At 66.4% G+C, this 23,676-nt stretch carries 19 protein-coding genes and 1 tRNA gene; 11 read left to right on the forward strand and 9 right to left on the reverse strand.

Annotated elements, in window-relative coordinates; translation table 11 throughout:
- Positions 1-33 precede the first annotated feature (33 nt).
- Positions 34-1,209 carry an MFS transporter gene (locus Cocul_RS08790; protein ID WP_055122906.1) on the forward strand — a complete coding sequence of 392 codons (1,176 nt, stop codon included), beginning with the start codon at positions 34-36 and terminating at the stop codon, positions 1,207-1,209.
- Positions 1,210-1,264: 55 nt separating this feature from the next.
- The gene (locus tag Cocul_RS08795) at positions 1,265-3,271 is read left to right on the forward strand and encodes a DEAD/DEAH box helicase (RefSeq protein ID WP_055122907.1); all 2,007 of its coding nucleotides are present in this window, start codon (positions 1,265-1,267) and stop codon (positions 3,269-3,271) included.
- Positions 3,272-3,393: 122 nt separating this feature from the next.
- Here the strand turns inward: Cocul_RS08795 and Cocul_RS08800 are convergent, their stop codons facing one another.
- Genes Cocul_RS08800 through putP form a run of 3 tightly spaced genes read right to left on the reverse strand, consistent with a single transcriptional unit; the run spans position 3,394 to position 6,116 of the window.
- Complete coding sequence (locus tag Cocul_RS08800; RefSeq protein WP_055123085.1) at positions 3,394-3,867, reverse strand: hypothetical protein; 474 nt, start codon at positions 3,865-3,867, stop codon at positions 3,394-3,396.
- Positions 3,868-3,901: 34 nt separating this feature from the next.
- Entirely contained in the window at positions 3,902-4,543 is a 642-nt protein-coding gene (locus Cocul_RS08805; RefSeq protein ID WP_069723611.1) for an HNH endonuclease family protein, read from the reverse strand.
- Between the two features lie 43 nt (positions 4,544-4,586).
- Positions 4,587-6,116 carry a sodium/proline symporter PutP gene (putP, locus tag Cocul_RS08810; protein WP_055122908.1) on the reverse strand — a complete coding sequence of 510 codons (1,530 nt, stop codon included), beginning with the start codon at positions 6,114-6,116 and terminating at the stop codon, positions 4,587-4,589.
- A 188-nt stretch (positions 6,117-6,304) separates the two neighbouring features.
- Here putP and Cocul_RS08815 point away from each other — a divergent pair, with 188 nt between their 5' ends.
- Genes Cocul_RS08815 through Cocul_RS13035 form a run of 4 tightly spaced genes read left to right on the forward strand, consistent with a single transcriptional unit; the run spans position 6,305 to position 14,008 of the window.
- On the forward strand, positions 6,305-9,448 hold the full coding sequence (locus Cocul_RS08815) for a DEAD/DEAH box helicase (RefSeq protein ID WP_055122909.1): 3,144 nt from the start codon (positions 6,305-6,307) through the stop codon (positions 9,446-9,448).
- 25 nt (positions 9,449-9,473) lie between these two features.
- The gene (locus Cocul_RS08820) at positions 9,474-10,289 is read left to right on the forward strand and encodes an SWIM zinc finger family protein (protein WP_069723612.1); all 816 of its coding nucleotides are present in this window, start codon (positions 9,474-9,476) and stop codon (positions 10,287-10,289) included.
- Positions 10,290-10,298: 9 nt separating this feature from the next.
- The gene (locus Cocul_RS08825; protein WP_055122910.1) at positions 10,299-11,444 is read left to right on the forward strand and encodes a metallophosphoesterase family protein; all 1,146 of its coding nucleotides are present in this window, start codon (positions 10,299-10,301) and stop codon (positions 11,442-11,444) included.
- Positions 11,441-14,008 carry an AAA family ATPase gene (locus Cocul_RS13035; RefSeq protein ID WP_055122911.1) on the forward strand — a complete coding sequence of 856 codons (2,568 nt, stop codon included), beginning with the start codon at positions 11,441-11,443 and terminating at the stop codon, positions 14,006-14,008. Before Cocul_RS08825 ends, Cocul_RS13035 begins: the two co-directional genes overlap by 4 nt.
- On the opposite strand, the gene Cocul_RS08835 is transcribed toward Cocul_RS13035, so the two are convergent.
- Positions 13,995-14,534, reverse strand: coding sequence for a YceI family protein (locus tag Cocul_RS08835; RefSeq protein WP_055122912.1), 540 nt, complete (start codon positions 14,532-14,534; stop codon positions 13,995-13,997). The two genes, Cocul_RS13035 and Cocul_RS08835, sit on opposite strands and share 14 nt — an antisense overlap.
- 202 nt (positions 14,535-14,736) lie before the next feature.
- On the opposite strand from Cocul_RS08835, the gene Cocul_RS08840 reads away from it, so the two are divergent.
- Positions 14,737-15,267 carry a MarR family winged helix-turn-helix transcriptional regulator gene (locus Cocul_RS08840; RefSeq protein ID WP_055122913.1) on the forward strand — a complete coding sequence of 177 codons (531 nt, stop codon included), beginning with the start codon at positions 14,737-14,739 and terminating at the stop codon, positions 15,265-15,267.
- A 197-nt stretch (positions 15,268-15,464) separates the two neighbouring features.
- Here the strand turns inward: Cocul_RS08840 and panD are convergent, their stop codons facing one another.
- From panD to Cocul_RS08865, 5 genes are all read right to left on the reverse strand, one after another.
- Positions 15,465-15,887 carry an aspartate 1-decarboxylase gene (gene panD / locus Cocul_RS08845; RefSeq protein WP_055122914.1) on the reverse strand — a complete coding sequence of 141 codons (423 nt, stop codon included), beginning with the start codon at positions 15,885-15,887 and terminating at the stop codon, positions 15,465-15,467.
- Between the two features lie 43 nt (positions 15,888-15,930).
- Positions 15,931-16,254 (reverse strand): hypothetical protein, encoded by a 324-nt coding sequence (locus Cocul_RS08850; protein WP_055122915.1) that lies wholly within the window; start codon positions 16,252-16,254, stop codon positions 15,931-15,933.
- Positions 16,255-16,427: 173 nt separating this feature from the next.
- A tRNA-Arg gene (locus tag Cocul_RS08855) sits at positions 16,428-16,500 on the reverse strand.
- An 84-nt stretch (positions 16,501-16,584) separates the two neighbouring features.
- Entirely contained in the window at positions 16,585-17,298 is a 714-nt protein-coding gene (locus Cocul_RS08860; RefSeq protein ID WP_055122916.1) for an AAA family ATPase, read from the reverse strand.
- The gene (locus tag Cocul_RS08865; RefSeq protein ID WP_055122917.1) at positions 17,291-18,010 is read right to left on the reverse strand and encodes an AAA family ATPase; all 720 of its coding nucleotides are present in this window, start codon (positions 18,008-18,010) and stop codon (positions 17,291-17,293) included. The genes Cocul_RS08860 and Cocul_RS08865 overlap by 8 nt, the downstream gene beginning before the upstream one ends.
- Positions 18,011-18,130: 120 nt before the next feature.
- Between Cocul_RS08865 and Cocul_RS08870 the strand changes: the two genes are divergently transcribed.
- From Cocul_RS08870 to Cocul_RS08885, 4 genes are all read left to right on the forward strand, one after another.
- Positions 18,131-19,717, forward strand: a complete 1,587-nt coding sequence (locus tag Cocul_RS08870) for an L-lactate permease (RefSeq protein ID WP_425388785.1) — start codon at positions 18,131-18,133, stop codon at positions 19,715-19,717.
- Positions 19,718-19,816: 99 nt separating this feature from the next.
- Entirely contained in the window at positions 19,817-21,472 is a 1,656-nt protein-coding gene (gene argS, locus Cocul_RS08875) for an arginine--tRNA ligase (RefSeq protein ID WP_055122919.1), read from the forward strand.
- A gap of 158 nt (positions 21,473-21,630) precedes the next feature.
- Positions 21,631-23,001 carry a diaminopimelate decarboxylase gene (gene lysA / locus Cocul_RS08880; protein WP_055122920.1) on the forward strand — a complete coding sequence of 457 codons (1,371 nt, stop codon included), beginning with the start codon at positions 21,631-21,633 and terminating at the stop codon, positions 22,999-23,001.
- A 17-nt stretch (positions 23,002-23,018) separates the two neighbouring features.
- Positions 23,019-23,546, forward strand: a complete 528-nt coding sequence (locus Cocul_RS08885; RefSeq protein ID WP_055122921.1) for a DUF1707 SHOCT-like domain-containing protein — start codon at positions 23,019-23,021, stop codon at positions 23,544-23,546.
- The last annotated feature ends 130 nt before the right edge of the window (positions 23,547-23,676 follow it).

A 23,676-nucleotide genomic window follows, 5' to 3' on the forward strand; every position in this document is an offset into this window, starting at 1 on the left:
GCTATGGCGCGAAGGTCTAGGGTTAGAGGCGCTATGGCCAAAAAAATCATCACGATTCCCGGGGAAATCCGGGTGCTCGTCAGCGCCGCCTTCCTCATCGCTCTGGGGTACGGCCTCATCGCCCCGATCATCCCGCAATATGCCCAGACCTTTGACGTGGGTATGGCGGCCGCGAGCGCGGTGGTCTCCATCTTCGCGTTCTTTCGGCTGATCTTCGCCCCGGCCTCCGGCAGGCTTATCGACGCCCTGGGCTCCCGCGCCGTGTATATCACCGGCCTCGTGCTGGTGGCGCTGACCACCGCTGCGCTCTCTCTGGCCCGGGAGTACTGGCAGATCCTCGCGCTTCGAGGCCTCGCCGGGGTGGGGTCCACGATGTTCACGGTCTCGGCCATGAGCCTCATCGTGGCGCTCGCCCCGCCGCAGATCCGGGGCCGCTGTTCTTCGGCCTACGCCTCGGCCTTTCTCCTGGGCAGCATCATCGGCCCGCTGGTGGGTGCGGCGCTCGCACCCCTGGGGCTGCGCATACCTTTTGTGATCTATGGGGCCACGCTGCTCGTGGCCGCCGCGGTGGTGTGGCGCCGCATGCCTGGGGGCGTCGATAAGCCCCAGCGCGAGGGAAAGGCGACGGTGACGTTCCGCGAGGCCTACCGCGATTCCGCGTATCGCTGCGCCCTGGTGAGCGCCTTTGCGCACGGGTGGTCTAATTTTGGGGTGCGAGTGGCCACGCTGCCGCTTTTCGCCGCCGCCGTGTTTCCGGGTTCTGCCGCGGCGGCGGGCTTTGCGCTCACCGCCTTTGCCCTGGGCAACGCCGCGTGCTTGCAGTTTTCCGGCCGGTGGGCGGATTCGGTGGGGCGCAAGCCCATGATTGTGGCGGGTCTGGTGCTCAACGGGATTTTTACTGGCGTGGTGGGCCTGGCCGATAGTCTGCCGCTGTTGCTGGCGGCCTCTGCCCTGGCGGGGGCCGGGACGGGCATCTTGAGCCCCGCGCAGCAGGCCGTGGTGGCGGACGTGGTGGGCGGGGAACGCTCCGGCGGGCGCGTGCTGGCGAACTTCCAGATGGCGATGGATTCCGGCGCGATCGTGGGTCCCCTGGTGGTGGGCGCGGTGGCCCAGGCGTGGGGGTTTGGTTGGGGCTTTGGCCTGTGCGGAGCGCTCACTCTGGCGGCGGCCGGGGCATGGCTGCGGGGCAGGGAGACGCTGCCCAAGTAGGTTTCACCTGCGCAATGCGGATAAAAGCATCGCGGTGGCGTACCCTGGGTGGACAATGAGCATTACCGATAACGCCACCGGCGGCGTGAGCGAGCCGGATAACGTGACAGCGTCGGAATCTCAGGAACTATCGCAGGGTGGGGAACAAGACACCAGGGACGCGATGACTTCTGAGGCTACCGACTCCGCAGCAGCGGACAATGATCAGCCCACATTCGATAGCCTTGGTCTCCCGGACAACGTGCTCAACGCTGTGTCCAAGGTGGGTTTTGAGAACCCTTCCCCCATCCAGGCGCAAACCATCCCCCTCCTCATGGAGGGCAATGACGTGGTGGGCCTCGCCCAGACGGGTACCGGAAAGACGGCGGCCTTCGCGCTGCCGATCCTCTCCCGCATCACCGTTTCCGAGCGCTCCCCCCAGGCCCTCATCCTGGCCCCCACCCGCGAACTCGCGTTGCAGGTGGCGGACTCCTTCCAGTCCTTTGCCGATCACCTGGGCAATATCCACGTGCTGCCCATCTACGGCGGCCAGGCCTACGGGATCCAGCTCTCCGGCCTGCGCCGGGGTGCGCAGATCATCGTGGGCACCCCCGGCCGCGTGATCGACCACCTGGAAAAGGGCTCGCTGGATATTTCCTCCCTGCGTTTCCTCGTGCTCGACGAGGCCGATGAGATGCTGAACATGGGCTTCCAGGAGGACGTGGAGCGGATTCTGGAGGACACCCCCGAGGACAAGCAGGTGGCCCTGTTCTCCGCCACCATGCCCGCCGGTATCCGCCGCATCTCCAAGCAGTATCTCAGCGATCCGCGCGAGATCACGGTGAAGTCCAAGACCCGCACGAACACCAACATCACGCAGCGCTGGCTGCACGTGGCGCACCGCAACAAGCTCGACGCCCTCACCCGGATCCTTGAGGTGACGGAGTTTGAGGCCATGATCGTCTTTGTGCGCACCAAGAATGAGACGGAAGAGGTGGCGGAAAAGCTCCGCGCCCGTGGTTTCTCCGCCGCCGCCATCAATGGTGACATCGCCCAGGCGCAGCGCGAGCGCACCGTGGATCAGCTCAAGGACGGGCGCCTGGACATTCTGGTGGCCACCGACGTGGCCGCCCGCGGCCTCGACGTGGAGCGCATCAGCCACGTGCTCAACTTTGATATTCCGAATGACACGGAATCCTACGTGCATCGCATCGGGCGCACGGGCCGCGCCGGGCGCTCCGGCGAGGCGATCCTCTTTGTCACCCCCCGCGAGCGACGCATGCTGCGCTCCATCGAGCGCGCCACCAACGCGCCGCTCACGGAGATGGATCTGCCCACCGTGGACGAGGTGAACGAGTCCCGCAAGGCGAAGTTCGCGGACTCCATCACGCAGTCCCTGGAGGACTCCCAGCTGGACATCTTCCGGGCGCTGGTGAAGAGCTACTCCGAGCAGAACGACACCCCCCTGGAGGACATCGCCGCGGCCCTGGCCACCCAGGCGCAGGCGGGCGACGAGTTCCTGATGAAGGAGCAGCCCAAGGAATCGTGGCGAGATCGCCGGGACCGCTTTGACCGGGAGGATCGCGGCGGGCGCGGGGATCGGCGCGGAGGCCGAGATCGCCGGGATCGCTTCGACCGCGATGGTCGTGGTGACCGTGATCGTGGCGGGCGCTCCCGCTTCGAGGCGGAGCCGGGCAAGAAGATGTACCGCCTGGCCGTCGGCAAGCGTCAGCACGTGCGTCCCGGTGCCATCGTGGGTGCCCTGGCGAACGAGGGCGGGCTCAACTCCCGGGACTTCGGGCGCATCTCCATCTTTGGCGATCACACCCTGGTGGAGTTGCCGCAGGGCTTGCCGAGCGAGGTTTTTGATCGGTTGTCCGATACCCGCATTTCCGGGCAACTCATCAACATTGAGCCGGATACCGGCCGCCCGCCGCGCGATCGCGGGGGATACCAGCGCGGAGACCGCTATGGGGATCGCGGCGGTAAGCGAGACTTCAAGCGTCGCGGCGATCAGCGCGGTGACCGGGGAGATCGCGGCGAACGCCGGAACTACCGCGAGGGGCGCCGGGAGCGCTATTAGGGGCGCTACCTAGAAACCGAACGCAAAAGCGCCGGGCCGTGCATTCCATAACAGGGGTGCGGCCCGGCGCTTTTGTCTGCCCCGTGCCAGAAGGGCACGCGGGGCAGGGGAGACAGCGTTTCCTAAAGGAACATCAGCACCAGGATTATCACCCAGAGCAGGGAGAAGATCCCGCCGAACATGGACAACTGCCCCTTGGCCTTCTCCCAGTTGGCGATGGTGGTTTCCCCCTCGGGGGCTTCATCGGCATCGAGCAGCCCCAGAGCGGCCATCATCGTCCGCTGCCGGGGAATGATGAGGAAGAACAGCAGCGCCCAGGCGATCAGGGCGAGCAGCAGGGCGGCGTGGAAGAGGCCGTTCTTCCAATAGGTGCCGGGATCGGTGAACATGACCGCCACGCCCAGCAGCGGAACCAGCAGAGACAGCACTCCGTAGGAGGAGGTGATGCGGTGCATGAGGCTGGCCATGCCGGCGGCCTGGGGGTCATTGTTCTTGGCCTTAACCGCGTGCACCTGGAACGAGGACACGGCCACGGTGACCGGGCCAAGGAAGAGCGCTGCGGTGAGCACGTGCAAGATCAGGAGTACGGTGTACAAAAACATCACGCCTTTCGGGGGTACAGTGCACCCCTTAGCCTAATGACAGCGCTGGAAGTTCCCTAAACCGGCAGGGGGCTTTCATCGCGGCGATGTCCTCGCCGGGCAGCGGCAGCCCGTACGCGGCGGCCACCTGGGCGAGCCTGCGGGAATACCAGCATCGGGAGGCGCGGTGCGAGGGCAGCCAGCGGGAGGGAAGCTGATCAGATTTCTCCCTGTTTTCCTCCCGGGATACGGCCACGAGGTTGAGGGGATCGTTGGCAAAGCGTCGGCGCTGCTCGAAAGTCCAGGAGTGGGCGCCGAGATCCCAGGCTGCGGAGAGAGGATAGAGGTGGTCGATGTCCACGGCGGCGGGGTCAAGGGGGCGGCCCGAGTAGGGGTCGAGCCCGGCCGCGACGATCCGGCACCCGGGTACCGCCTGCTCCCCGAACTGGGCGCGGGCGATGGCCTCGCGGGTGCTGCACGCCCCGGATGGCGCCCACCCCGAGCCGAAGGCGGAGCGCTGGTATCCCGGCACGGTCACGCGCTGCGCCACGCGATGGATCTGCGGCAGGCTTTGGCGCAGGGGCGGGCCGGGGGCGGTGCCGGAGGGGGTGGTCTGCGGCTGCCAGAGGAGCGCGGCGGTGAGGAGGACCAGGGCGGCGAAGGCCACGCGGGCGCGATGCGGTGTGGGCATGCTTGGTTAGACCGCCACCACCGCGCGGGTGGTTCCGAGGGCCCTATGCCCTCGCGGGCGGCGCCGAATCCGCCTGGGTGGCCCGCTGAAACTCCTCCAGGGTCCTCTTTTCCGGGGCCGCCGTGGCCCGAGAGACCAGCCAGATGGCGGTGGCGGAGAGCAGGAAGCCGGGGATCAACTCGTAGAGGTGATCCGAGAGCGGGGACATTCCCCACACGAAGGAGACCACCGCGCCGGTTATCATGCCGGCGAGCGCGCCGGGGGTGGTGAGCCGGGACCAGTAGAGGGCGAAGAGCATGAGCGGGCCGAAGGCGGAGCCGAAGCCGGCCCAGGCGAAGCCCACCAACCCCAGGATGGAATCGCTGGGGTTGATGGCCCACAGGGCGGCAAAGATGGAGACCCCCACCACGGCGGTGCGCGAGAGGTTGATGAGCAGGTGCTCGTCGGGCTGCTTCTTGGCAAAGATGCGGTAGAGGTCCTCGATCAGGGAGGAGGAGACCACGAGCAGCTGGGAACTCATGGTGGACATGATGGCGGCGAGCACGGCGGTGAGCACCAGCCCGGCGATGAGCGGGTGGAAGAGGATCCGCCCCATGTCCAGGAAGATCGTCTCAAAGTTGGTTTGATCCGTCACCGAGATGTCGGGGTTTTGGGCAAAGAACACGGTGCCCACCACCGCGGCGGAGACGGCGCCCACGATGCACAGCGTCATCCACGCGATGCCGATGCGGCGGCTGCTCTTGGCCTCCTCGGGGGTGCGCAGGGCCATGTAGCGGACCACGATGTGCGGCTGGCCGAAGTACCCCAGGCCCCAGGCGAGGTTGCCGATGATGGCGGCGGCGGAGGCCCCGCCGACGAGGTTGAAGAAGTCCGGGTTGCCCACCCCATCGGTGTAGGGGCCGTAATCGTTGTGGGAGGCCCAGGTGAAGATGTCCCAGGGGTCGTCGAGGGCGATCAGGGCCATGGCGGGGACGATGAGCAGGGCGGTGAACATGATGAGGCCCTGGACGACGTCGGTAAGCGAAACGGCGAGGAAGCCCCCGATGAAGGTGTAGCCCACGGTGACCGCCGCGATGATGAGCATGCCGGTGAGGTAGTCCCCACCAAAGGTGGCCTCGAAGTAGCGGCCGCCGGAGACCATGCCGGAGGAGACGTAGAAGGTGAAAAAGACGATGATGATGGCGGCCGAGGCGATCCGCAGGATGCGGGAGCGATCGTGCAGGCGGTTTTCAAAGAAGCTGGGCAGCGTGATGGAGTTGTTGGCCACCTCGGAGTAGGAGCGCAGGCGCGGGGCCACGAGCGTCCAGGAGGCGTAGCTGCCGATGAGTAGCCCGATGGCGATCCAGAGTTCGGAGAGGCCGGAGACGAAGAGCGCGCCGGGAAGCCCCATGAGGAGCCAGCCGGACATGTCCGAGGCCCCGGCGGAGAGGGCCGCCACGAAGGGGTTGAGCGAGCGATCCGCGAGAACGTAGTCGTCGTACTTATCGGTGCGGCGGTAGCTCCAATAGCCGATGGCGAGCATGGCGAGCATGTAGAGGATAATCGCCAGGACAAACCATGTCGTCTCAGTCACGAGTGTGCTCCTTGGTGAGGCTGCAAACAAAGGTGGCTGTAGATTGTAGAACATTGCGCCGTCTCGCTACCCCCTCACGGGAAATACCTGAGCAATTCCAGGCGAACCTCCACGGTGATTTTCAGGTTTTTACAGGGTTTTCATATGGGAAAAGCGGGTGGGGCGGGGGTGATGGTAGGTTGGCCCCTATGGCCGATTTTCTCCTGCATGGACTATGGGTGCAGAAGTCTGGACTGCACCTATGGATCGAGCAGGTGGAGGGACACCGCATCGTGGTGCCCGATCAGGTACCGGAGGGCACCTTCCCGCCGAGCGTGACCGCGATCCTTGAGCGCAGCAGCTTCCGGCACCGCCTGCGCGCCACCCTGCGCACCCCCAAGGGCCGCGAGGTGTCCCTGGTGATTCCCACCTCCGCCTGCACCCCGGAGCAGGCGGTGCGGGTGCTCGCCAGCATGGCATTCCTCGACGCGGACAACCCCGCCGCCACCCGCGCCCAGCGCGAGTCCATCGCCCCCGACCTGCGCTGGCTCATTCGCATGTACACGGGCCTGCGGAGATTCGTGCAGGCGGGAAGGGTGACCCTCAAGCTCGCCTACGTGGACGATCAATGGTGGCCGCAATGGCAGCTCTCCCGGGGGCTCGGGGAACGCGGGTGGATCGCGGAGATGATGGCCGCCGCCCCCGGCATCCTCAGCCTGAATAACCGCAACCTAGACGAGGACATCACCGAGACCTTGCCGCACTGGATCGCCTCGGCGGAGTTGGCGGGGCTGCGCGATACCCCCCGCCCGCATCCCTGGCATGACTTTTCCACCGCGCTGCTGCACAACCAGCCGCTGCGTCGAGGCGGGGTGGGCCTGCTCAACCGGCTGCGGGAGTGGAAGGATTCCATCGCCGCCGTGGACCTCCACCTGGTGCTCATCGTGGAGCAACCCCCCGGGGAGGAAAGCGATCACCTGGCGCCCGAGGACGCCGTGTGGCCCGTGCGGTTGCAGGTGCGCTCCGGGGTGGAAAGCCCCGTTCCCCTGCGGGAAAACCGCCTGGATCGGGGCAGCATCATGCAGCTGGATCAGATGCGGCAGCGCGCGCAGGAGATTTCCCCGCTCCTGGGCTCGCCGGTGCGAGAGGAACCGCCGAGCGGCCTATCGGCGCCCCCCGGTCCGGCGTCCTGCCCGCCCTATACCGGCGCGCTGAGCCGCGTGGAGAGCGCCGGGGATTGGGATGTGTACCTGCCCACCGCCCAGATCGTGCACTTCATCGCCCACGACGTCCCCCTGCTCAAGCGCGCCGGTTTCACCGTCATGCTGCCCAAGGCCTGGGCCGCCCACGAGACCAAGGCCACGCTGGTGACCTCGGAGGGGGAGGGGGCCACCCAGCGGCACATCGGCATGGACAAGGTGGTGGACTATAATTGGAAGCTCTCCGTGGGGGATACGGAACTCACCGACGCGGAAATGGCGGAACTGGTGCGCTCCAAATCCGGCCTGATCCGGCTGCGCGGGGAATGGGTGATGGCGGATACCTCCTCGCTGTCCAAGATCACGGCCTACATGGAGGAACTGGCGCAGAACTCCCGCAAGCGCAGCAAGGCCCGCATGGAGGAGGCCGCCATGCGGGCCGAGCTGGCTCGGGCCAATAACGAGCCCGGCTGGGAGAACCTGGCGGCCGAGGCGGAACGCCTGCGCGAGGAGTTCCATAAGGAACAGGAACACCAGGGGCAGGTTTCCGTGGCGGAACTGCGCCAGATCGCCCTGGAGGCGATGTCCGCAGATTCCTCAGGGGCCTCGGACCCGGTGGAGTTCACCGGCTCCACCTGGTGCTCCTCGCTGCTGGGAGGCACGGACACCCCCGCCCCGCAGCGGGTGGAGATACCGGAGGCGGTGCAGGCCGAGCTGCGTGAGTATCAGCGTCGCGGCGTGGACTGGCTGTACTGGATGTCCCGCAACGGCCTCGGGGCGGTCCTGGCCGACGATATGGGCCTGGGAAAAACCCTCCAGCTGCTGACCCTGCTGGCCGTGGAGCACGCGCGCGGCGAGAGCACCGGGCCGACGCTGGTGGTGGCCCCGACGTCGGTAGTGGGAAACTGGGCGCGGGAGGCCCGGCGCTTCGTGCCCCACCTGCGGGTGCTGGTGCATCACGGGAACGCCCGCCTGCGCGGCGAGCAGTTCCAGCGTCAGGTCTCCCGCACGGACCTGGTGATTAGCAGCTATGGCGTGCTCAACCGGGATCACGCCCAGTGCGCCAAGGTGAACTGGGATCACGTGGTGCTGGATGAGGCCCAGCACATCAAGAACTCCACCACCCGCTCCTCCAAGGCGGTGCGCTCGCTTCCCGCGAGGCAGCGCATAGCGCTCACCGGCACCCCGGTTGAAAACAGGCTTTCGGAAATGCGCTCGATCCTGGACTTTGTCAACCCCGGCGTGCTGGGATCGGCGTCGTTTTTCCGCAACCACTTTGCCAAGGCCATCGAGCGGGAGCAAGACGAGCAGATGACGGAGCGGCTGCGGCTGCTCACCGCCCCCTTCATCATGCGCAGGCTCAAAACCGATCCGAGCATTATTGATGACCTCCCGGAGAAATCCGAGCAGGTGCGCACCGTGAACATGACCCCGGAGCAGGCGGCCCTCTACACCGCCTACGTGGAGGACATGAAGCGCAGGCTTGAGGAGGTGGAGGGGATCGCGCGCCGGGGCTTGGTGCTGGCCTCCCTGACCAGGATCAAGCAGATATGCAATCACCCCGCGCACTTTTTGGGTGACGGCTCCGGGGTGACGCTGCGCGGGGCGCACCGCTCCGGCAAGGTGGCGGAACTGGTGGAACTTCTGGATCACAGCCTCGCGGCGGGCCACCGCGTGCTCATCTTCACCCAGTACCGCGCCTTCGGGGAGATCTTACAGCCCTATCTCTCCGAGCGGCTGGGCGAGCAGATCGACTTCCTCCACGGCGGTATCTCCCAGGGTGCGCGCGACCGCATGGTGGAGCGCTTTCAGGACCCACAGGGCCCGCCCACCATGCTCCTTTCCCTCAAGGCGGGCGGCACGGGGCTTAACCTCACGGCGGCTTCCGTCGTAGTGCACATGGATCGCTGGTGGAACCCGGCGGTGGAGAACCAGGCCACGGATAGGGCGTTCCGCATTGGGCAGAACAAGAACGTGCAGGTGTACAAGATGATCACGGCGGGCACGCTGGAGGAGTCCATCCAGGATATTCTCGACGGCAAAACCCACCTGGCCGGGGCCGTGGTGGGCGAGGGGGAGGGATGGATCACCGAGCTTTCCCCGGAGGATTTGGCGCACCTGATGAGCTATCGTGGACGGGAAGCATCGCAGTAGCATCGCAGGAAAGGGGGTACGCGCCGTGTCCGATTCCACTCGGCCCATCCGGCCTCGACAGGACAACGTCATCTACGCGAACTTCGGCGCGCGCTCCTCGAAGCGTCGCCCCGAGGCGTCCCGCACCAATTCCGAGGTGCGTCGGCACCCCGCCTACCCGGCCGCCGCGCAGTGGCTTATCGACGCCCTGGCCCCCGCCGATCCCGACCGCTATCGGCGGGGACGGGACTACGCTCGCACCGGGCACGTGCTGTCCTTCGAACTGGAGCACGGCAGGATCACCGCGCAGGTGGCGGGCAGCCATAACGAACCCTTTGCCGTGGTGATCGCCCTGCCCCGGCGCGGCCCGGATGACCTCACGGGTGTTCCCCGGGCGCTGGCCGCCACCAGCGGCAGCCTGGAACGCGCGCGGCGAGGCGATCTCGATCCCGAGGTGCTCGACTCCCTGGTGGGCGAGGGGGTGACGTTTCGCTGCGATTGTCCGGATCGCAGCCCCATCTGCAAGCACGCGGTGGCGGTGGCGGAGGTGGTGGCGCAGCGCATAGCCGAGCGCCCCTCTAAGCTCTTTGAGCTTCGCGGCCTCAGCATGGAATCCGTGGAGCGGCAGATGGTAGAGCAGGCCCGGCGGGTGGGGGAGGAATCCGCCCAGGCCACCGATGACCGCTTCTGGCAGGGCGCGGCCCTGCCCGCGCTGCCCGATCCGGCCGTGGCCCCCGCGCTGGAGGACTCGGATCTTGACCTCCTGCACAAGGCCATGCGCACGGTGTCCTACACCGCAGTGGAGCAATTGCGCGCCGTGGCCGATATAGAGGATATGTACGATTTCTTGGTGCAACAATAAGGGGGAGACATGGCCGTTACCACGTTTATTCATACGTCCGATCTGCAATGGGGGATGACGCGCTGGTTCCTCGACGAGGACGCCCAGGCCCGGTTCGACGCCGCGCGCCTGGACGCGGTGCGCAGGATCGGGGAGATTGCCCGCGAGCGGGGAGCGGATTTTGTGGTGATGGCGGGCGATGTTTTTGATAAAAATAGTCTCTCCCGCCGCACCCAGGGCCGCGCCCTGGACGCGCTGGCCAGCATGGGGGTGCCGGTGCTGCTGCTCCCGGGCAATCACGATCCCCTGGTGGCGGACTCGCCCTTTTATGCCGCCGCCGATATTCCGGGGGTGACCATTCTGCGGGATCACCAACCAGTGCGGGTGGGCGAGGGCGTGGAGGTGGTGGGCGCACCGCTGAAGGCCAAGTACGCGAGCACCGATTTGGTAGCCCAGGCCCTGGCGGGGCTGGAGCCTACCCAGGAGGTGCGGGTGGCGGTGGGACACGGCCAGGCGGAGGGCCGCACGGGAGAGGCCGACCCCGCCCTGATCGACCTGGCCAAGGCGGAACGCGCCCTGGAGGCCGGGGTGATTGACTACCTGGCCCTGGGGGATACCCATTCCACGCAGCAGGTGGGCCGCAGCGGCCGGGTGTGGTTCTCCGGGGCCCCGGAAACCACGGACTTTCACGATCACTACCAGTGGAAAAGCGGCGGCGAGGTGGACTCCGGCAACGTCCTGTGCGTGAGCATAGAAAAAACCTCCGCCACCAATGCGCGGGTGGAGGTGGAAAAGATCGCCGTGGGAACTTGGCTCTTTGAGGCCCTGGACGCGGAGGTGAATACGGCCGAGGAGGTGGCGGACTTTCTCGCCGCGCTGGAGGCTTACCCGCACAAGGAGCGCACGGTGGTGAAATATTCCCTACGGGGCACGCTTGGGCTAGCGGATATGCGCACCCTGGAGGCCGGGATCGAGAGGCTAGAGCCGGTGTTCGCGGCGCTCTATGAACGCCGCCGCCTCATGGACTTGCACCTTGCCCCCAGCCCGGAGGAGATCGCGGAAACGGATATGCGGGGTTACGCGGCGGAGGCCCTCCAGGAACTAGTGGCCAATGATGAGACGGACGCGGTGAACCTCCTGCTGCGGTTGAGCGCGCGAGTGGAGGAGCGAGCATGAAAATCCGCAGCCTTGTGGTGGACAACTTCCGGGGGGTTCCACACCTGGAGCTTAGCGACGTCCCCGAGCGGGGGGTGGTGCTGATCGCCGGGGATAACGAACAGGGCAAGTCCACTCTCATGGAGGCGGTGGGTGCGGTGCTCCGGGAGCGGCATTCCGCCAAGAACAAGAAGGTCAAGACGTGGCAGCCGGTGGGCACGGACGAGGCCCCGCAGGTGAGCCTGACGGCCACGGTGGGCCCCTACGAGGTGGAGATCACCAAGAGGTGGCTGCGCAGGCCCATGTGCACCCTGCGCCTGAGCGGCGCGGACACGGAGAATCTCAGCGGGCGAGAGGCCGATGACCGCCTGGAACGGCTGCTGGCGGAGCACACCGATGAGCACCTGCTTAACGCCTTATTCCTGGAACAAGGGCAGGCGGTGGCCCTCGCCCAGGCGGCCGGTATTCCCTCCCTGACCAGGGTGCTCGATGAGCACACGGGTAACGAGGCCCAGGATTCCCAGGCGGATTCCGCGCTGCTGGCGGCGGTGGCACAGGAATATCAGCGCTATTACACCGAGGGGGGAAAACCACGCGGGGAGTTGCGTGCGGCACAGCAGGAGGACACCCAAGCGCGGGAGAACCTGGCCCAGGTGCGCGAGGAGATGGAGAACCTGGCCGCGCAGGTGGATAAGGTGGAGAGCCTGCGCCGCCGCGAGGCCGAGGCGCGGCGGGATCTTCCCGAGGCCGAGGAGGCCGCCGCCACAGCGCAGGCCCGGCACCAGGCGGCCGCCAAGGCCACCGAGGAGAGCGCGCGGGCGCAACAGGAACTGCGGGATGCCACCGTGCTCTGGGAGTCCGCCGAGGCACGGCGCGCGGAGCGCCGTGGTCTGAGGAAGCAGTGCGAGGAGTCCGCTGCCGCGCTGCATGACCTGGAGGCGGAATACGAGGAGGCGCGACGGGCAGCGCGGCGGGATCGCGCGGCGCTGACTGAGGCCGTGGCCGCCCGAGAAACCAGCCGAAAGGCCCTGGCCGAGGCGAAGAAGAAGCACGCGATAGCCAAGAAAGCCCTCCGGGTGGCGAGTGCTCGCCAACGCTTGAGCGAGGCGGAGGAACTGCTGGCGAGGGTGGCGGAGTTTGATGAGCGCCTAGCCGGATTGGACAGCCGCACCGTGACCAAGGCGCAGCTTGCTGAGGCAGAGAATGCCTATAGCGAGGTGCGCGTGGCGCAGGCGGTGCGCAGTCGCACCACCGCGCGGCTGCTCTTGAGCGGCCCGCAGGACACCACGGTGCTCCTCGATGAGACCCCCACCCCGTTACCGCAGGAGGTGGAACTACACGAGGGTACCCGCGTGCAGATCGGGGAGGTCACCGCCGTGTACTCCCAGGGCGAGGGGCAGAGGGAGGACCCAGTGCCCGCCGCCGAAGAGGCCCTGGCCGAGATCCTGGCGGCGCTGGAGTGCGCCTCCCTCGATGAGGCACGCGCCGCTGCGGAGGCCACCGAGCAACGTGCCCTGGTGCACAAAGAGCGCGAGGCGGCGCTGCAAGGGCACCGGCCGGAAGAGGTGCGCGCGGAATACGAGGACCTGCGCGCCCGGGTGGCGGATGACGCGGATATTCCCACCCCGGCGCAGGCCGAGGAGGCGGAGGAAGAGGCCTCCCGCGAGGTAGAAGAGTGCGAGGAGGCCGATCACCTCGCGGCGCAGACCGTGGAGGACTTAAGGGAAAGCCCCACCGTGGCGGGCCTGGCTCGGGCGGAGACGGGCAAGGAATTGGCCGCTCAGCGCCACGCAGACCTAAAGGCCCAGCTGGAGCAGGCGGACAAGGAGAATCCCGAGGAAAACCTGAAAGCCGCCGAGCAGGAGGCGGCCGCGCGCCGGGACTCCGTACAGGTGGCCTATGAGCGGGCGAAAAGGGCAGAGGAGGGCACCGATCCCGAACAAAGCGAGCGGCTCTGGCGGGGAGCCGAGGCGCGGTGCGAGAGCCTGCGCGAGGAGATGTCCCGCACCACCCGGGAACTCGACCGCCTGAGCAGCCACATCGAGGCCGCCAATGGTGCGGGCGAGCGCCTGGTGCAGGCGGAGGCCCAAGCGGAGGCAGGGGGGCGTCGATTAGCGGCGGTGCAACGCCGCGCACATGCCGTGGAGACGGTGCGGGAGGTGTTGCTGCGCCACCGCGATGCCGCGCGTTCCCGCTATGCAGGGCCGTTTGCCCGGCAACTCACAGCCTTGGGGCGCACGGTGTTTGGGCGCGATGTGGAGTTCCGGCTCACCGAGCATCTCGGCGTGGGGGAGCGCGTCCTGGGCGGGCTGAATATCGCGGTAGACGATCTCTCCGGGGGAGCGCAGGAACAGGTGGCGCTGGTGACCCGCTTTGCCATCGCGGAGCTGGTGGGCGACGCCATGCCGGTGTTTATCGACGACGCCCTGGGCAGCACCGATCCCGAGCGCCTGGCTCTCATGGCCGCGCTGCTGAGCCAGGTGGGGGAAACCCACCAGGTGTTCGTGCTCACCTGCGTGCCGCAGCGCTACGCGCAGGTGGTCAAACAGCGCGACTATCGGATCGAGGACCTTAAGAGTTCTTGACGGCGGAGCCCTCAATCTCGATGGTGATTTCCTCGGAGAGCATGAGCCCGCCGGCCTTCATGGGCATCTGGAAGTCGATGCCGTAATCCTTGCGGTTAATGGTGGTGGTGGCGCTAAAGCCCAGCCGGGTGCTGCCCATCGGGTCTTCCGCCTGGCCGAATACCTCCACGTCCAAGGTCACGGGCTTGGTGGTGCCCTTGATGGTGAGGTCGCCGGTGACGGTGCCGGAGGTCTCGCTCTCGATGGCAAAGGAGGTGGCGCTAAACGTCATGTCCGGGAAGGACTCTGCGTCGAAGAAGTCACCGCCCTTGACGTGCGCATCGCGGTCAGCGTTGCCGGTGTCGATGGAATCGACCTGGATGCGGGCGGTGGCGGAGGAGCGGGATTGTTCCTCGGCGTCCACGGAGATATTCGCCTCGAAAGAGCGGAAGAATCCGCGCACCTTGGAAATCATGGCGTGGCGAACCACAAAGCCGATGGTGCTGTGGGTGGCGTCGAGGGTGTAGGAGCCGTTGAGGTTGGACATGGTTGTTTTCCTTTCTGCCGGGTACTCGCTGTGCGCGGTACCGATTCTTGGTGGTATGAGAGCCATCATAACCACATATATTGATGTGTCAACTTTTTGGCGATGGGTGTTCCTCGGCCGCCTCTCGCGCGCGCCGAGCGGAGTTGTATGGCCTGGGCAACACGTTTTTTCCGGGGGCGAGCCCCTGACTATGGTGAGGTTCATGGCAATTGCACCGCGGTGGCTCACGGAGGAAGAACAAGCGCTGTGGCGGCTCCTCCTGGCCGTCATGAGGAAGATTGATCGCGTTCTTGATGAGACGCTTCAGGTGGGGCAGGATCTCTCCAGTTCGGAGTTTGCCGTGCTCGCCACCCTCTCCGAGGCGGAAGGGGAACGCATGCGGCTGCGGGATCTATGTCACTCCCTCGACTGGGATCGCAGTCGGGCCTCGCACCTAGTCACCCGCATGGTCAAGCGCAACCTGGTGGACAAGGGGCGCAGCGAGGGAGACGCCAGGGGGGTGGAGGTCTCCCTCACGGACGAGGGGATGGCACGCCTGCACCGTGCGGCCCCGGAACACGTGGAAAGCGTGCGCCGGTTGATCTTTGATCACCTCACCGAGGGGCAGGCAGAGCGCCTGGGGGAGTTCCTTCGAGGAGTGCTGGCGGTCAATAACGTCCCCGGCGCGCCCGGTTTTACCGGCACGCTGTGCGCGGACGTGGAAAGAGGCGATGCAAAAAAGAATGAGGGATAGCGGGGGTACTTTCCCTGCGGAAAATCCGCCCACATGGCGCGCGCAGTAGAAAAATAAAATCATAGATTCATGCGCGATCTCACCGGGTGTTTCAACCCCTGGCGAAGCCGCCACCACGCCTGAGCCGCACCCAATTCCCCGGCGGCACACCACCCGAACATGCGGCGGGCCATGTCCGGCGCTCGCTCGCTGGGCCTTTAACGGGAGGCCTGCCCGCCCCGGGGATCGAGCAGGCCGGAGTCGGCCGGGGCGTGGGCGGGATCGTGGCCGTATTCCACCCGGGCGTTGTGCTTATCGACGAACACGATGCTTGGGCTATACCCGGCCAGTTCCTCCTCGGAGTACATCGCGTAGCCGATGATGATAACGAGGTCACCCGGCGAGATAAGGCGTGCGGCGGCACCGTTGATGCCGATGATGCCGCTGCCGCGCTGACCGGCAATGGCGTAGGTGGTCAGCCGGTGACCGTTATCAATGTCCACGATGTCCACCTGCTCGCCTTCCAGGAGACCGGCCTGGTCCATGAGATCCTGGTCGATGGTGCAGGAACCCACGTAGTGCAGATCCGCGTGGGTGACCGTGGCGCGATGAATCTTTGATTTCAACATGGTGCGCAACACGCTTGCTAACCCTACCGTGGTTGCTGTGCGTGGTGGGAAGCGATTACGCAGTAGTTGGCGGCCAGGGCCTCCCGTCGGGGAAGAACTCGTCTCGTTTCCACCCCAGGCGAAACGGGAGGATCGAGGTGGGTTGCCGGTTCCGCGCGGACCACTGTGATCGAGGGCGCACGGCGATCTCCGCTTCCTCCTGCGTGGTGTAAATGCCCAGGCATACCGGGTCGCCTTCGGGAGGAAACTCGGGAGAGGTGGATTCGGCGTTTCCGGCAATGACGGCGTAAAGAATATCGGCGGTGTGGGCGTTTTCCACGTTAAACTCCTCCCACCATCCCTCTAGGTTCTGCCCGCGCGAGCGAATTTCCAGGTTCATCTCCTGGGCTTTTCTGGTGATTCGACGAAGGTGGCCAGGGGTTCTCTTTTATGTGGGTAGCGCAAATAAAGAACGCAAAGGGGAGGGGGCATGATGGAGAGAGTTTCGGTTAAATATAGTGCAGCCCCAGGCTGCGGGGTGTTTTCCCTGCTCAAGCCTGGGGTTACAAAAAGTGCCCCCGACAGGAGTCGAACCTGCGACCTACGGTACCGGAAACCGGCGCTCTATCCACTGAGCTACGGAGGCATGCGCCCATCGTCGATGAGCAACGCAGTGATTCTATCACCGGCGGGGAAACAAACCTAACCGGCCCCATGAGCGGAGTGCTGATCAGTATTCCGCCCTCATCGTGTCCGCCACGAACGCCGCGATGCCGTGCGGATCGTCGAAGAAGTCGCGCGTGGCTCGGAAAGCGGTGGTCTCCCGGAGGGAAACGGAGCAGAGTCCCGCCTCGATGATCTCCCAGATCGCCGCCCCGGGCAGGGAGAGCAAGATGGGGGAGTGGGTGGACACGATGATCTGCGCGCCGTGGCTGACCAGGGCGTGTAGTTCCGCGAGCAAGGCCATCTGGCGGGCAACGGAGAGGCCGGCCTCGGGTTCGTCGAGGATATAAAGACCGTTGGCGTGGAAGTACTCTCCGATGGTGTGCATGACGGACTCGCCGTGGCTCATCTGGCGTCCGGAGTGGCCGTTGATGTGTGTCTCGGCGCGCAGGTAGTAGCCGTTCAGGGGGCGTCGTCCGCGTGTGACGGAAGCTACGCCCCGAAAGGGGCTTTCGCCCACATCGGTGTTTCTTGGGGAGGTGCCATGCGCCCCATGAAATCCGCCTTGAAGGTCAAACCCGCACCCCACGGCGATGGCCTCAATGAGCGTGGACTTGCCCATGCCGTTTTCCCCGGTGATGAAGGTGGCGGGTGCGGTTAGGGGTAGTGGTTCCCGTTCCATTGCGCGGATCGCCGGGACACGCGCCGCCCACTCCGGTAGCGCGTGTTTGCGGTGGTGAGGGCGGAAGAGAAAGAAGGATTCTACAAAGAGATCAGGCATGATCGGTCTCCACGAGGTAGTGGGCGGTGCCCTCGGGGTCGTCGAGGAACTCCCTGGTGGCGGACACGGCGCCGGCGTGGTCGAAGTCGATGGGGGTGATCCCGGCATTGTTGAGTTCGAGGATCGTGGCGCCGGGTGCGGCCATGAGGATGGGAGAGTGGGTGGCGATGATAAATTGCGCTCCCCGCGCGGCCAGGTGCGCGATGCGGCCGAGGAGTTCCACCTGGCGTAGCGCGGAGAGTCCGGCCTCTGGTTCGTCGAGGAGGTAAAAGCCGCCGGGGTGGAAGCGGTGGAGGATCACCTGCATGAGGGACTCCCCGTGGCTCATGTGGTTGAGGTGAATGTCTCCGGGAGGCTCTTCCGCGCCGTAGGCCAGGGCCACGTTGAAGTGGGTTTCTCCGCGCAGGAAGTAGCCGTGGCGGGGGTTGCGCTCTCGGGTGAGGATAAGGACCTCGTGGAGGCGGGAGACGTCGTTGCGCTTATCCGTATAGAGGTTGCGGGTGCCGCCCTGGTGCTGGAACCGCATGCCCAGGGCGATGGCCTCGATGAGGGTGGATTTTCCCGCGCCGTTTTCTCCGCTGAGGACGGTGACGGGGGTGGGGAACCGTAGTTCTTGGCGGGTGAGGTGGCGTACGGCAGCCACCCTGGCGAGGTAGCCCTCGGGGAGCCGTTCTGGTGGGACGTCGATACGCATGGCGCGGAGAAAACCCATGCCTGCGAGGGTAGCGAACCGGCACCTCCGTGAGTCTTATCACGAAAGTTCTGGTGGCCCGTGGGGTCTGCGATACTTAAGCGCAGTGCCGGACGCACGGCCGGAGAAAGGTAACCCATCGTGGATTCGCTTGCGCTTGCCGCCCTGGCGGGAGTCACCCCGCTTGTCACGTTCTTTGTTCTTCTCATGGGGCTCAAGTGGAAGGCCCTGTGGGCCGCCCTGGGCTCCGCGGTGGTGGGCCTGATCCTGGCCGTCACGCTGTTTGATACCCCGGCTATGAACGCCTTCCTGGCCCTCGCCCAAGGGGTTTCCTTCGGCATATTCCCCGTCATTTACATCATCATCGCCGCGGTGTGGATTTATGATCTCACCGTGGCCTCGGGAAGGTTCGATGATCTGCGCCTGGTGTTTTCCAAGATCGGGCGCGGAGACATGCGCGTGCAGGCCATGCTCATCGGCTTTGCCTTTGGCGGCCTGCTGGAGGCCCTGGCGGGTTTCGGCGCTCCGATCGCCATCGTGGCGGCCATGCTCTATTCGATTGGCATGAAGCCGCTAAAAGCCGCCTTGGTGACTCTGGTGGCCAACGCCGCGCCGGTGGCCTACGGTGCGATGGCCATTCCGGTGACCACGGGTGCGGCCCTGGCGCAGCTTCCGGCGGAGGAGGTCGCGGGGCTCGTGGGCAAACAAGTGTCGGTGCTGGCGCTGGTGGTGCCGTTTGTGCTGTGCCTCATCATGGACGGCTGGCGCGGGTTGCGCCAGGTGTGGCCGATGGCGCTGGTGCTGGGGGTTTCCTTTGGCGGCGGGCAGTACCTGGCCGCTCATTACTTCGCCTACGAACTCACCGACGTGGTGGCCTGCCTGCTTTCCCTGGCGGCGGGCCTGGCGTGGCTTCGGGTGTGGCGCCCGGTCACCCCGCCGGATCAGGCCTCCCAGGCTGATTCGGGCCAGAACCCACAGGGGGCGTCGGCCCGGGCGCTGACCCCGGCGCGGATCGGCCTGGCGTTGTTTCCGTACGTGCTGATCGTGGCGGTGTTTGCCGTGGCCAAGCTGTGGCGGATCGGCGTGGATATTCCGGCAGCCCTGGCCAGCACAGACGTGCTCATCACGTGGCCGCGCCTGGGCACCACCTTCACCCTGAATTGGCTTTCCGGCCCGGGCACCATCTTGATGCTGTGCGCGCTTATCACGGTGGCGGTGCTGAGCGCCTGCGATGAGGGAGGGGCCTATCGCCTGGGCTGGCGGCGGGGTTGTGCGCAGCTGGGCGGCGGCCTCGTGCGCATGAGGATGTCCTACTTCACCATCGCTGCGGTGATGGGCCTGGCCTATGTGATGAATTTCTCCGGCCAGACCGCCGCCATTGGCGCGCTGCTGGCCGCCACCGGGGCGGCGTTCCCGCTCATCTCCCCGGTGTTGGGGTGGCTGGGTACGGCCGTGACGGCCTCGGCCACCTCTTCGAATGCCTTGTTCGCGCAGATGCAGGCCACCACCGCCGCCCAGGTGGGGGCCGATCCCGCCCTGCTCGTGGCGGCCAATACTTCCGGGGCCACCCTGGGCAAGATGCTGGCCCCGCAGACGGCCGCCATCGCGGCGGCGGCCGCGCAGATGGAGGGCGGGGAGTCAAGGATTCTGGGTTCTGCGGTGCGGTATTCCTTGCCGCTATTGGCGGGAATGTGCCTGCTGGTGTTCCTGCAATCCAGCGTGGGGTAGGCGTGGGGCAGAGGCGCAGGATAGAGCTATATCACAGTGGGGTCTCGGGGGCGGGGTGCGGCGCGGAAAACACCGAGGGGTGGACTAGACTTCCGGGTTATGACCCCTGTTGAGCTTTCTTCTTTGATTCGTCGCCGCGCCGCATTGGTGCTGGCCGAGCACAACCTCGACGCCTCGGTGCTGCCCGAGCAGGTCACGGTGGAGCGCCCGCGCAATCCCGAGCACGGCGATTACGCCACCAACCTGGCGCTTCAGGTGGGCAAGAAGGCCGGGGCGAATCCCCGCGAGTTGGCACAGTGGCTGGCGGACTCCTTAGCCCAGGAGGAGGCGATTACCTCGGCGGAGATCGCCGGGCCGGGTTTTTTGAACCTGCGCCTGGCGGCCGCCGCCCAGGGAGAGATCATCGCTAAGGTGTGGGAGCAAGGCGCGGACTATGGCCGCAGCGACCTCTACCGGGGCACCAAGGTGAACCTGGAGTTCGTCTCCGCCAATCCCACCGGCCCCATTCACCTGGGCGGCACCCGTTGGGCGGCCGTGGGCGATTCCCTGGGGCGCGTGCTGGAGGCCTCCGGCGCCGAGGTGACCAGGGAGTACTACTTCAACGATCACGGCGAGCAGATTGATCGCTTTGCCCGCTCCCTGGTGGCCGCCGCCAAGGGGGAGCCCACCCCGGAGGACGGGTACGGCGGGGATTACATCGCGGACATCGCCCAGGCGGTGCTGGAAAAGCGCCCCGACGCCCTGGAGCATGCTCCGGAGCAGACCCAGGAGATCTTCCGGGACCTCGGCGTGGACATGATGTTTAGCCATATCAAGGAGTCCCTGCACGAGTTTGGCACGGACTTTGATGTGTTCTTCCACGAGAACTCCCTGTTCGAGTCCGGCGCGGTGGACGCCGCCGTGGCCACCCTGAAGGAAAACGGTAATCTCTACCTCGAGGACGGGGCCTGGTGGTTGCGTACCACAGACTTTGGGGATGATAAGGATCGCGTGGTGATTAAGTCGGACGGCAACGCCGCTTACATCGCCGGCGACATCGCCTACATCGGAGACAAGATCGGCCGCGGGCACGACCTGTGCATTTACATGTTGGGCGCGGATCACCACGGCTACATCAAGCGCCTCAAGGCCGCCGCCGAGGCCCTGGGCTACTCCGCCGATCAGGTGGAGGTGCTCATCGGACAGATGGTGAACCTCCTCAAGGACGGCACCCCGGTGCGCATGTCGAAGCGCGCGGGCACCGTGATTACGCTGGATGACCTCGTGGAGGCCATTGGCGTGGACGCCGCGCGGTACTCCCTGGTGCGATCCTCCGTGGATTCCTCCCTGGACATCGACCTCGGCCTGTGGGCCTCGCAGTCCGCGGATAACCCGGTGTATTACGTGCAGTACGCGCACGCGCGGCTGTGCTCGCTGCGCAGGAAGGCGGAGGCCGTGGGGGCGCTCACCGAGGACGCCCCGGATTATTCCCTGCTCGTCCACGAGCGCGAGGGCGATCTGATCCGCACGCTGGGCGAGTACCCGGCCGTGGTGAAGGCGGCGGCGCAGCTGCGTGAGCCGCACCGCCTGGCGCGCTACTGCGAGGAGCTGGCCGGGGTGTTCCACCGCTTCTATGACCGCTGCCAGATTCTGCCCAAGGAGGGGGAGGACCTCGCCCCGATCCACACCGCCCGGCTCTCCCTGGCGGGGGCCACGCGCCTGGTGCTGGCCAATGCGCTGAACCTGGTGGGGGTGCGCGCGCCCGAGCGCATGTAAGGCGGCGCATGGAGGGGAGAGACCGCATGTAAAGGGGGCGGAAAGTAGTGTGCGCGCGGGGCTGCGGTGTAGCCTAACGCGCATACGTTTTTATCCGTGACAGTGCGCGGCAGCATCGGGCGCAGCCCGGCCCGCCCGAAGAAGTGCCAAAGGAACCGATGGACGCCGATACGTTCAATGAGTTGCCCAGCCACGTGTGGCCCGCTCACGCCCGCCGCCAGGAGGACGGCGTGGTGACAATCGCGGGGGTGCCGCTCCCGGAGATCGTGGAGGAGTACGGCAGCCCCGTGCTGGTGCTCGACGAGGCGGATTTCCGCTCCCGCTGCCGCGCGATGGCGCAGGCCTTTGGCGGGGCGGCCAACGTGCACTACGCGGCCAAGGCCTTTCTCACCCGCACCGTGGCGCGATGGGTGGAGGAGGAGGGGCTTTCCCTCGACGTGGCCTCCGATAACGAGTTGCAGATCGCCCTGGCTGCGGGTTTCCCGGCGGGCCGCATCGCCGCGCATGGGAATAACAAGACCCCGGTGTTCCTGCGCCGCTGCGTGGAGGAAGGGGTGGGGGGCGTGATCCTGGATTCCTTCCAGGAGATAGGCCGCCTGGCCGAGGCCGCGCGGGAGGCCGGGGTGGTGCAGCCGGTGCTGGTGCGGGTGAAGCCGGGCATCAAGGCGCACACCCACGAGGCCATCGCCACGGCGCACGAGGATCAGAAGTTTGGCTTTTCCCTGGCCTCCGGTTCCGCGCTGCGCGCCGCCCGCGAGGCGCTGGAAAGCCCGCACCTGCGCCTGGTGGGGCTGCACTGCCACGTGGGTTCGCAGGTTTTTGACGCGGAGGGCTTCTCCCTGGCCGCGGAGCGAGTGTTGGGGCTGGTGGAGCAGATCCTTGAGGAACTTCCCGCCCTCCACCCCGGCGGGCGCGACGGCCTGGCCGGGCAACTCTCCACGCTGGACTTGGGCGGCGGCTATGGCATCGCCTATCTGCCGGGGGAGCAGCCGCTGGACGTGGCGGCGGTGGCCGAGGATCTGCTGAATAAGGTGCGTCAGCACGCGCGGGATCGGGGCCTGCCCACGCCCACGGTAACGGTGGAGCCGGGCCGCGCGATCGCCGGCCCCTCCACGGTGACGGTGTACACCGTGGGCACCGTCAAGGACGTGCACGTGGAGGACGAACGCACGCGCCGCTACCTCTCCGTGGACGGGGGAATCTCGGATAACATCCGCCCCGTGCTCTACGGCGCACAGTACGATGCCCGCGTGGTCTCCCGCTTCGTGGACGGCGAGCCGGTGGAAAGCCGCGTGGTGGGCTCGCACTGCGAGTCAGGGGATATCCTCATCGAGGACGCGCACCTTCCCGATGACATCGGCCCCGGTGACCTGCTCGCTCTCCCGGCCACGGGCGCGTACTGCTACGCGCTGTCGAGCCGCTATAACGCCTTTGGCCGCCCGCCGGTGATTACCGTGACCTCCGGTAAGGCGCGCGTGATGCTGCGCCGGGAGACGGTGGCGGATATATTAGCGCTGGAGCAAGACTAGGGGAGAAGGAGGCCGACGTGCCCGAAAAGCGGGAAGGAGACGCTGAAATCCGCGTGGGCGACCGGGAACGCAGTGCCGCACTGGAATCCTTAAGCGAGTACTTCGTGCGCGGCTTCATCGACGTTGCCGAGTTCGAGGAGCGCACCGGCCGGGCTGCGGTGGCCCGCACTCGGGAGGACGTGGCGGCGGTACTGGGGGATCTGCCGGAACTCGAGCCGGAGGAGCCCGCCCCCACCGCCGAGCGCGAGACCCAGCGCGAGCTGGATTCCCTGCTGCGGCGCGGGCACACCGTGCAGGCCATCGACGCCGTGTTCGGCGCGGTGGCCACGGTGGCGTTCGTGGGCGGGGTCATCGTCGCGGATTGGGATTGGGCGTGGGGGGGGGTGACGATCGGGGCTCTCGTGATCCCTTACGTCTTTCGGACGTTTTACTCCTATAACGATGAGGACGAGGAGATCTTCAACAAGCTGCAAAAGGAAGAGAAGAAGAAGCGGACTGAGCGGCTGCGCGTGGCCACCCGGCGGCGTCGGGAGCTGGGGGCCTAATGCCCCGCCGGGCAGGGTAATTATTTTCATCGTTCGCCCGGGTGCGTTTCCTCCCCGCGTGGCCTGTACCTGCGCGGGCGCAGCGCTCGGGGCTTCGTGCCCGCGGCCGGGCTTGCTCGCCTGCGTCCTG

The sequence above is a fragment of the Corynebacterium oculi genome (assembly GCF_001412105.1).
GTDB lineage: Bacteria > Actinomycetota > Actinomycetes > Mycobacteriales > Mycobacteriaceae > Corynebacterium > Corynebacterium oculi.

Excerpts from the sequence above, each read along its gene's own strand:
- Cocul_RS08790 (WP_055122906.1), top strand. The coding sequence starts at position 34 with ATGGCCAAAAAAATCATCACGATTCCCGGGGAAATCCGGGTGCTCGTC.
- Cocul_RS08795 (WP_055122907.1), top strand. The coding sequence starts at position 1,265 with ATGAGCATTACCGATAACGCCACCGGCGGCGTGAGCGAGCCGGATAAC.
- Cocul_RS08805 (WP_069723611.1), bottom strand. The coding sequence starts at position 4,543 with ATGCCCACACCGCATCGCGCCCGCGTGGCCTTCGCCGCCCTGGTCCTC.
- Cocul_RS08815 (WP_055122909.1), top strand. The coding sequence starts at position 6,305 with ATGGCCGATTTTCTCCTGCATGGACTATGGGTGCAGAAGTCTGGACTG.
- Cocul_RS08825 (WP_055122910.1), top strand. The coding sequence starts at position 10,299 with ATGGCCGTTACCACGTTTATTCATACGTCCGATCTGCAATGGGGGATG.
- Cocul_RS13035 (WP_055122911.1), top strand. The coding sequence starts at position 11,441 with ATGAAAATCCGCAGCCTTGTGGTGGACAACTTCCGGGGGGTTCCACAC.
- Cocul_RS08835 (WP_055122912.1), bottom strand. The coding sequence starts at position 14,534 with ATGTCCAACCTCAACGGCTCCTACACCCTCGACGCCACCCACAGCACC.
- Cocul_RS08840 (WP_055122913.1), top strand. The coding sequence starts at position 14,737 with ATGGCAATTGCACCGCGGTGGCTCACGGAGGAAGAACAAGCGCTGTGG.
- Cocul_RS08850 (WP_055122915.1), bottom strand. The coding sequence starts at position 16,254 with ATGAACCTGGAAATTCGCTCGCGCGGGCAGAACCTAGAGGGATGGTGG.
- Cocul_RS08860 (WP_055122916.1), bottom strand. The coding sequence starts at position 17,298 with ATGCCTGATCTCTTTGTAGAATCCTTCTTTCTCTTCCGCCCTCACCAC.
- Cocul_RS08865 (WP_055122917.1), bottom strand. The coding sequence starts at position 18,010 with ATGGGTTTTCTCCGCGCCATGCGTATCGACGTCCCACCAGAACGGCTC.
- argS (WP_055122919.1), top strand. The coding sequence starts at position 19,817 with ATGACCCCTGTTGAGCTTTCTTCTTTGATTCGTCGCCGCGCCGCATTG.
- lysA (WP_055122920.1), top strand. The coding sequence starts at position 21,631 with ATGGACGCCGATACGTTCAATGAGTTGCCCAGCCACGTGTGGCCCGCT.